The organism is Cryobacterium sp. TMT4-10 (genome assembly GCF_004403275.1).
In the GTDB taxonomy this organism is placed as follows: domain Bacteria; phylum Actinomycetota; class Actinomycetes; order Actinomycetales; family Microbacteriaceae; genus Cryobacterium; species Cryobacterium shii.
This window is the reverse complement of the sequence record NZ_SOGU01000089.1, coordinates 49,337-57,994: the sequence shown is the minus strand read 5'-3', so window position 1 is coordinate 57,994 and position 8,658 is coordinate 49,337. Positions and strand designations below refer to the sequence as shown.

Genomic DNA, 8,658 nt, shown 5'->3' with positions numbered 1-8,658 from the left:
GGCCAAAATCAGGTGGCGCATCGAGCACGACTACCGCGAACTGAAAACAGGCCTCGGCCTCGCGCACTTCGAAGGCCGCACCTACGCCGGATGGCACCACCACATGACTCTCGTGACCGCCGCCCACCTCTTCATCACCCAGCTGTGGCTGACCCGCCCAAAAGCGGTTGGGGCAGGCTGAGCCTCTACGGCATCCTCAGAGAACTCCAACGAGTCCTCGCCGTCTATCTCGGATACTGTCCCCACTGCCGACAACGAGCCCCAACATAACTAAGTACTACTAGGGCTGGCGCACACCGGGACCGGGCCGGGAATACAACGCGGGCGCCGACGGTTACCGCCACAGTGAGTGAAACCATCAAAGTAGACATCTGGTCCGATGTGCAGTGCCCCTGGTGCTACATCGGCAAGCGCAAATTCGAGGCCGGGGCGGCCCTGTTCGACGGCGAGGTCGAGGTCGAGTACCACAGCTACGAACTCGCGCCGGATACCCCGGTCGATTTCGACGGCAGCCCCGTCGACTACCTCAGCCAGCGCAAGGGCCTGCCCCTCGCCGACGTCGAGCAGATGCTCGAGCGGGTCACCGGGATCGCCCAGAGCGTCGGTCTGCACTACGACTACGACTCCGTGCACCAGACGAACACCGTCATCTCGCACGAGCTGCTGCACTACGCCAAAGCCCAGGGCCGCCAGCTCGAGATGAAGGAACGCCTGCTCAAGGCCTACTTTGTCGACGGCCGGCACGTGGGCCGGATCGAGGACCTGGCCGACCTGGCCGCCGAGATCGGTCTGGACCGGGACGACGTCGTGCGCTCCCTGACCGCGCACGAGTTCCTGGCGGCGGTCAAGGCCGACGTCGCTCAGGCCGCCGCCTACGGCATCCAGGGGGTGCCCTTCTTCGTGATCGACGGAAAATACGGCATCTCCGGTGCGCAGGAGCCTGATACCTTTGCGCAGGCTCTCGGCCAGGCTCAGTCCGAAAAAATCGAGGAGAAGAACAAATGACCGATGTGACCACCACCCCGGCCGTCCCCACCGAGGCCGTCTCCACCCCGGCCGTCCCCACCGAGGCCGCGCCGGTTCCCACGATCGAACTGCTCGGCCAGTCCGAGTCCGGCGCCTGCTGCGGCGCCGACGGCTGCTGCGGAGCCTGACTCCCCACCCCGCCGAGCCGTGAGTTTTACTCGTGTTTTGCGCCAAAACAGTGGCGGAACTCACGGCTCGGCGGGCGGGGAGAGGCCAGCTTGGGGGCGGTCACCAGCCATCCTGGCGTCTGTGAGAATTGAACGGATGATACCTGCAACCACGATCGGTCCGGCGAAGCCGCTCCAGATCGGCCCGCTCACGCTCGACGTGCCCGTCGTGCTCGCCCCGATGGCCGGCATCACCAACACCGCGTTCCGCCGGCTCTGCCGCGAGTTCGGTGCGGGCCTCTACGTCAGCGAGATGATCACCTCCCGCGCGCTGGTCGAGCGCACCCCGGAATCGATGCGCCTGATCCGGCACCACGAGAGCGAAACCACCCGCTCGATCCAGCTCTACGGGGTTGACCCGAAAACCGTCTCCGAGGCGGTCACCATGCTCGTCGCGGAGGACCGCGCCGACCACATCGACCTGAACTTCGGCTGTCCCGTGCCCAAGGTCACCCGCAAGGGCGGTGGCGCCGCACTGCCCTGGAAGCTCGGGCTGTTCCGGCAGATCGTCGAGGCCGCGGTGACCGCCGGCGGCTCCGTGCCGGTCACGATCAAGATGCGCAAGGGCATCGACTCCGACCACCTCACGTACCTGGAGGCCGGCAAGGCGGCCGAAGGCGCCGGCGTCGCCGCCATCGCACTGCACGCCCGCACGGCGGCCGAGCACTACTCCGGCCAGGCCGACTGGTCGGCCATCACCACGCTCAAGAACATCGTCACCAGCGTCCCGATCCTCGGCAACGGCGACATCTGGTCCGCCGAGGACGCCCTGCGCATGGTGGCCGAGACCGGATGCGACGGAGTCGTCGTCGGACGCGGCTGCCTGGGCCGCCCGTGGCTGTTCGGCGACCTGGCCGCGGCCTTCCGCGGCGACCTGGCCACCGCCCGGATCCAGCCCCGCCTCGGCCAGGTCGCGGACACGTTCCGCCGCCACGCCGAACTGCTCACCGAATTCTTCGAGAGCGAAGAGCGGGCCTGCCGCGACATCCGCAAGCATGTGGCCTGGTACTTCAAGGGTTACCCGGTCGGCGGCGACCTTCGGGCCAGCCTCGCGTCAGTGGTCTCGCTCGCGCAGCTCGACGACCTGCTCGGCACGCTCGACGGGGAGCAGGAATACCCGGGCGCGGGTGCCGAGGGCCCACGCGGACGCGCGGGCAGCCCGAAGAGGACCGCCCTCCCCGAACACTGGCTCGACTCCCAGGAGATCGAAGGCGCCGAACGCGCCAACCTGACCGAGGGCGAAGGGGACACAAGCGGTGGCTAACGAGACCGGGTACAGCACCCACGACGAACAGCGCTGGCTGCCGGAGCAGCACGGGTCCAGGCGCAGCGATTTCGCGCGCGACCGGGCCAGGCTGCTGCATTCCAGCGCGCTGCGGCGGCTCGCCGCCAAGACCCAGGTGCTCAGCCCCACCGCTGGCCTCGACTTCGCCCGGAACCGGCTCACCCATTCCCTCGAGGTGGCCCAGGTCGGCCGGGAGCTCGCCCTGCGGCTCGGACTCGACCCCGACATCGTCGACACCGCGTGCCTCGCGCACGACATCGGGCATCCGCCGTTCGGCCACAACGGCGAGCGTGCGCTGAACGACTGGTCCGCCGACATCGGCGGCTTCGAGGGCAACGCGCAGACCCTGCGCCTGCTCACCCGCCTCGAACCCAAGGTGTTCGGGGCCGACGGCCGCAGTTACGGGCTCAATCTCACCCGGGCCAGCCTCGACGCCAGCTGCAAGTACCCGTGGCCGGACGAGTCCTCGGTGGCCGACCCGAGCGGGCGCGCCAAATTCGGTTTCTACCAGGACGACCGGGCCGCCTTCGAGTGGATGCGCGCCGCCGCGCCGGACCGGCGCCTCTGCATCGAGGCGCAGGTGATGGACCTCTCGGACGACATCGCCTACTCCGTGCACGATTTCGAGGATGCCGTGGTCAACGGCTACGTCGACGTCGCCGCCCTCAACGGCCAGGCCAGCGCCGAACTCGTCCCGTCGATGCACGCCTGGATCGGCGGCGCCGTGTCACACGAGGAGCTCGCCCAGGCCTACGACCGGATCGGGGCGATGGACTCCTGGCTGCGCACCTGGACGGCGGGCCGCCGCGACCAGGGACGACTGAAGACCCTCACCAGCCAGCTGATCGGCCGCTTCTCCGGTGCCGCCGTGCACGCCACCCGGCAGTCCTACCCGATGGACAGCCTGCTCCGGTTCGGGGCCCACGTCGTGGTGCCGCGGGAGATCCAGGCCGAGATCGCCGTACTCAAGGGCGTCGTTGCCGCGTTCGTCATGTCCAACAACACCCGGCAGCCGATCTACACCCAGCAGCGTAAAGTGCTTGGCCTGCTGGCCGAACGCCTGTACACCTCGGGCGACGAGCACCTCGACGCCGGATTCACCGAGGACTGGCGCGCCGCCTCCGACGATGCCGCCCGCAAGCGCGTGGTCGTGGACCAGGTGGCCAGCCTCACCGACCAGTCCGCGCTGGCCTGGTACGAACGCCTCGTGCAGAACTGAGCCCGGCCCATCCGTAACTCCACACACCGTATCTCCACAAACCGGTGCACCGTACCGAACACCGACCCGGGCAGGACTAGCATTCAGCTATGGCAGGCCTGATTCGACAAGACGACATCGAAGAGGTCAAAGCCCGCACCAACATCGCCGACATCGTCAGCGACTATGTGAGCCTCAAGTCAGCCGGGGTCGGGTCGATGAAAGGCCTCTGCCCGTTCCACGACGAGCGCAGCCCCAGCTTCCATGTCCGCCCCCAGGTGGGGTTCTACCACTGCTTCGGCTGCGGCGAGAGCGGCGATGTCTACTCGTTCCTGCAGAAGATGGACCACGTCAGCTTCAGCGAGGCCGTCGAACGCCTCGCCGGGCGCGTCGGCATCGAGCTGCACTACGAGGGCGGCGCGGGCGAGGCGCCCGACCACACCAACCGGGCCCGGCTGTACGCGGCCAACCAAGCGGCCGCCGACTTCTTCGTCGAGCGGCTCGGCAGTGCGGGCGCCGCCGTCGGGCGCACCTTCCTCGGTGAACGCGGCTTCGACGCCCTGGCGGCCGCCCGCTTCGGCGTGGGTTTCGCCCCGAAGAGCTGGGACGAACTCACCAACCACCTCCGGGCCAAGGGGTTCACCACCGAGGAGCTCACGCTCTCCGGGCTGGTCTCCAGCCGTGAAGGAGCGAGCGGCGTCTACGACCGGTTCCGCGGTCGCCTGGTCTGGCCGATCCGTGACATCACCGGGCAGACCATCGGCTTCGGCGCCCGCAAACTGCTCGACGACGACAAGGGCCCCAAGTACCTCAACACGCCCGAGACACCGATCTACCACAAAGCCCAGGTGCTCTACGGGCTCGACCTCGCCAAACGGGACATTTCGCGTGGGCACCAGGTCGTCGTCGTCGAGGGGTACACGGATGTGATGGCGTGCCACCTGGCCGGGGTCACCACCGCCGTGGCCACCTGCGGCACCTCCTTCGGTGTCGACCACATCAAGGTGCTGCGCCGCGTTCTCGGCGACGACAGCGGGGTCGGCGAGGTCGTGTTCACGTTCGACCCGGATGCCGCCGGCCAGAAGGCGGCCATGCGCGCCTTTAGCGAGGAGCAGCGTTTCACCGCCCAGACCTTCGTGGCGGTCGGTCCGGAGGGACTGGACCCCTGCGACCTGCGCCTGCACCGCGGCGACGACGCCGTGCGCCGGCTGATCGACTCGAAGAAGCCCATGTTCGAGTTCATGATCCGGCAGCTGCTCGGCCAGTACAACCTCGACACCGTGGAGGGACGGGTGGCCGCGCTCCGCTCCGCGGCGCCGATCGTCAGCGACATCCGCGACCCTGCCCTGCGCCCCGGGTACACCCACGAACTGGCCCGCATGCTCGGGATGGAGCTCGGCGAGGTCGGCAAGGCCGTCTCCGCGGCCCTGACCCGCTCACGGTCCTCCGGGTCCGGGGAGGACACCGCCCGGCACGCCGGCCGGGACGACGCGCCGCGGGAGCAGCCCTTCTCCATGGTCGACCTCGCCACCGATCCGGTCACCCGGCTGGAACGCGACGGCCTGATGGCCATGCTCCAGCGCCCGACCGTGGTCGGGCTGGAACTGCTCCAGCGCGCCGTGCAGACCACGTTCTCGAACCAGTCCCTGGCCGTCGTGCGCGACGCCATCGCCGCCAGCCTGACGCACCACGCCGCATCGGACTGGCTGGACCGGGTCGTCACCGAGGTTCCGGCCCCGCTGGAAAACCTGGTCAAGGACCTGGCCATGGCGTCTCTGCCGGAGCGCTCCGAGGGGGCGGTGGCCCGGTACGTGCGCGATGTCACGGTCGCCCTGGTCGACCGCGACCTGCTGCGACAGAAGGCCGAGCTGCTCGGGCGCCTCCAGCGGGCGGATGCCTCCAACCGAGAGGTCTACGTGGCGATCCAGCGTGAACTGGTGCGGGTCGAAGCCGAGAAGCGCAACCTCCGCGAGGAGTGAGGCCCGAGCCCCGGCGGCCCCGAAAGCCGGGCGCTGCACGTTGCAGCTCGGTAAAGATGCTCCGTGAACCGGCTGGTAATCGGGCCTTCTGTGCTAATTCTTTTCCTACAGCAATGCAGGCGTGTGCGTTACGGCCCCGCGCCCCGCATCGGATTTCTAGAGGAAGAGGCTCACGGCTATGGCATTCCCATCCACTTCACGCGCGAAAGGCATCAGCGCCGCGGCAGTCGTCGCTGTCGCCGCGCTGACCCTCGCGAGCTGCTCCGCAGGCGGGTCGACCGATAAGAGCACCAGCGGCGGCGGCTCCATCACGATCGGCACGACCGACAAGGTCACGACGCTCGACCCCGCCGGCTCCTACGACAACGGCTCGTTCTCGGTGCAGAACCAGGTCTTCCCATTCCTGATGAACACGCCGTACGGCAGCCCCGACGTCGAGCCCGACATCGCCACCAAAGCCGAGTTCACGAGCCCGACCGAGTACACGGTCACGCTCAAGCCCGACCTGAAGTGGGCCAACGGAAACGACCTCACGTCCTCCGACGTGAAGTTCACCTTCGACCGCCAGCTGGCGATCGCGGACGACAACGGCCCGTCGTCGCTGCTCTACAACCTCGCCAGCGTGGCAGCGCCTGACGACACCACCGTCGTCTTCACGCTCAAGCAGGCCGACGACCAGATCTTCCCGCAGATCCTGTCCAGCCCGGCCGGCCCGATCGTCGACGAGGATTCCTTCTCCGCCACCGCGCTCACCTCCGACAACGACATCGTCAAGGCGAACGCCTTTGCCGGCCAGTACGTCATCACCAGCTACGATTTCAACAACCTGGTCGGTTACAAGGCCAACAAGGACTACGCGGGACTCCTCGGCCCGGCGAAGACGGATGTCGTCAACGTCAAGTACTACGCCGACGCCTCCAACCTCAAGCTCGACGTTCAGCAGGGCAACATCGACGTCGCGTTCCGCAGCCTCTCGGCCACGGACATCGAAGACCTCCGCGGCAACGACAAGGTCAAGGTCGTTGACGGTCCCGGCGGCGAGCTCCGCTACGTCGTCTTCAACTTCGACACCCAGCCGTTCGGTGCCAAGACCCCCGAGGCAGACCCGGCCAAGGCTCTCGCCGTGCGCCAGGCGGTTGCCGACCTCGTCGACCGCGAGGAAATCGCCAAGCAGGTCTACAAGGGCACCTACACGCCCGTGTACTCCTACGTGCCCGCCGGCCTGACCGGTGCCACCGAGTCCCTCAAGGGCCTCTACGGCGACGGCAAGGGCGCCCCGGACCGCGACAAGGCGAAGGCGACCCTCGCCGCGGCCGGCGTGACCGGCCCGGTCGTGCTGAACCTGCAGTACAGCAACGACCACTACGGTCCCTCCTCGGGCGACGAGTACGCCCTGGTCAAGGACCAGCTGGAAGCCTCCGGCCTGTTCACGGTCAACCTGCAGACCACCGAGTGGGTTCAGTACGCCAAGGACCGCACGACCGATGTGTACCCCGTGTACCAGCTCGGTTGGTTCCCGGACTACTCCGACGCCGACAACTACCTGACCCCGTTCTTCCTCGAGGGTGGCTTCCTGAAGAACCACTACAGCGACCCTGAGGTCGACGCTTTGATTTTGAAGCAGGCCGTCACGGCCGTCCCCGCGGAGCGCACCAAGCTGATCGAGGACATCCAGGACAAGGTCGCCGCCCAGCTGTCGACCGTGCCGCTGCTGCAGGGCGCCCAGGTGGCCGTCACCGGCACCGACGTGACCGGCACCAGCGACACCCTCGACGCGTCGTTCAAGTTCCGCTACGCTGCGCTGAAAAAGGGCTGAGTCCCGACCGGCTAGAGTTTCTCTAATTTGAAATCCGGGGGCACCCAGCAATTTCATTGCTGGGTGCCCCTCTCATTTTTCCAGCGTTAGGCAGGCATGACCACTGTGAGCATGCGTCCCACGGCCCCTCGGGCCGCCGGACCCAAGAAACGAACTTCGTCCGGCGGTGGGATCGGCCGGTACGTCCTGATCCGCTTCCTGCTGATCATCCCCACGATGTTCATCCTCGTCTCCATGGTCTTCTGGCTGATGCGCCTCACCGGCGACCCGATCACGGCGGCCCTGGGCGGTCGCCTCGGGCCCGATCAGCTGGCAGAGCGCATCCACGCGGCCGGCTATGACCGCCCGATCCTGGTGCAGTACGTGGAGTACCTCGGCCAGATCTTCACCGGCAACTTCGGCACCACGATCAGCACCAACCGCCCCGTCTCGGAGGTGCTGATGACCTACGGGCTCGCCACCTTCGAGCTGGTGTTCTACTCGCTCCTGGTCGCGTTCATCATCGGGATCCCGCTCGGAATGGTCGCCGCCTACTTCCGGGACAAGCCCACTGACGCGTTCCTGCGCGTCTTCGCCATCCTCTGCTACGCCACCCCGGTCTTCTTCTCCGGCCTCCTGTTCAAGCTCGTCTTCGCCGTCTGGCTGCAGGTGCTGCCCGTGGCCGGGCGCGCCTCGACCGGCGCCGAACTGCAGATGCAGTTGCTGCCCAACAAGACCGGACTGTACACCATCGACGCCCTGATGACCGGCAACCCGCAGGTGCTCGGTGACGTGCTCTCCCACGCCGTGCTCCCGTCGCTCGCGCTCGGGCTCCTCACGGCCGGGGTATTCCTCCGGCTCGTGCGCACCAACGTCATCGGCACCCTCGGCACCGACTACGTCGACGCTGCCCGCTCACGCGGGGTGAGCGAGTTCCGGCTGGTGCGCAAGCACGCCTACCGGCCCGCACTGATCCCCATCATCACCGTGATCGGCCTGCAGATCGCCCTGCTCCTCGGCGGCGCGGTGCTGACCGAGACCACCTTCGAATGGAAGGGCCTGGGCTTCATGCTCTCCGAATTCCTCAAGGCGCGTGACTTCGTGGCCGTGCAGGGAATCGTCGCCCTACTCGCCGTGATCGTCGCCCTGTCCAACTTCATCGTCGATATCATCGCCGCGCTGATCGACCCGAGGGTGAGGTACTGACC

General features: G+C 67.6%; 8 protein-coding genes. All 8 read left to right on the top strand.

Annotated elements, in window-relative coordinates; translation table 11 throughout:
• Positions 1 to 181: transposase (locus tag E3T42_RS12910; protein ID WP_166805334.1), on the top strand; the 181-nt coding region annotated here is incomplete at its 5' end.
• A 164-nt stretch (positions 182 to 345) separates the two neighbouring features.
• Positions 346 to 1,005: a DsbA family protein gene (locus tag E3T42_RS12905; protein ID WP_134365143.1), complete on the top strand. Its 660-nt coding sequence runs from the start codon at positions 346 to 348 to the stop codon at positions 1,003 to 1,005.
• Positions 1,002 to 1,154: a hypothetical protein gene (locus tag E3T42_RS16790; protein ID WP_160140991.1), complete on the top strand. Its 153-nt coding sequence runs from the start codon at positions 1,002 to 1,004 to the stop codon at positions 1,152 to 1,154. The genes E3T42_RS12905 and E3T42_RS16790 overlap by 4 nt, the downstream gene beginning before the upstream one ends.
• A gap of 136 nt (positions 1,155 to 1,290) precedes the next feature.
• Entirely contained in the window at positions 1,291 to 2,457 is a 1,167-nt protein-coding gene (dusB, locus tag E3T42_RS12900) for a tRNA dihydrouridine synthase DusB (RefSeq protein WP_134403116.1), read from the top strand.
• On the top strand, positions 2,450 to 3,697 hold the full coding sequence (locus E3T42_RS12895; protein ID WP_134365145.1) for a deoxyguanosinetriphosphate triphosphohydrolase: 1,248 nt from the start codon (positions 2,450 to 2,452) through the stop codon (positions 3,695 to 3,697). The genes dusB and E3T42_RS12895 overlap by 8 nt, the downstream gene beginning before the upstream one ends.
• Before the next feature lie 89 nt (positions 3,698 to 3,786).
• Positions 3,787 to 5,655, top strand: coding sequence for a DNA primase (gene dnaG / locus E3T42_RS12890; RefSeq protein WP_134365146.1), 1,869 nt, complete (start codon positions 3,787 to 3,789; stop codon positions 5,653 to 5,655).
• A 178-nt stretch (positions 5,656 to 5,833) separates the two neighbouring features.
• A complete protein-coding gene (locus E3T42_RS12885) occupies positions 5,834 to 7,471 on the top strand; it encodes an ABC transporter substrate-binding protein (RefSeq protein WP_134365147.1) in 1,638 nt (545 codons plus the stop codon).
• 96 nt (positions 7,472 to 7,567) lie between these two features.
• A complete protein-coding gene (locus E3T42_RS12880; RefSeq protein ID WP_134403115.1) occupies positions 7,568 to 8,656 on the top strand; it encodes an ABC transporter permease in 1,089 nt (362 codons plus the stop codon).
• The last annotated feature ends 2 nt before the right edge of the window (positions 8,657 to 8,658 follow it).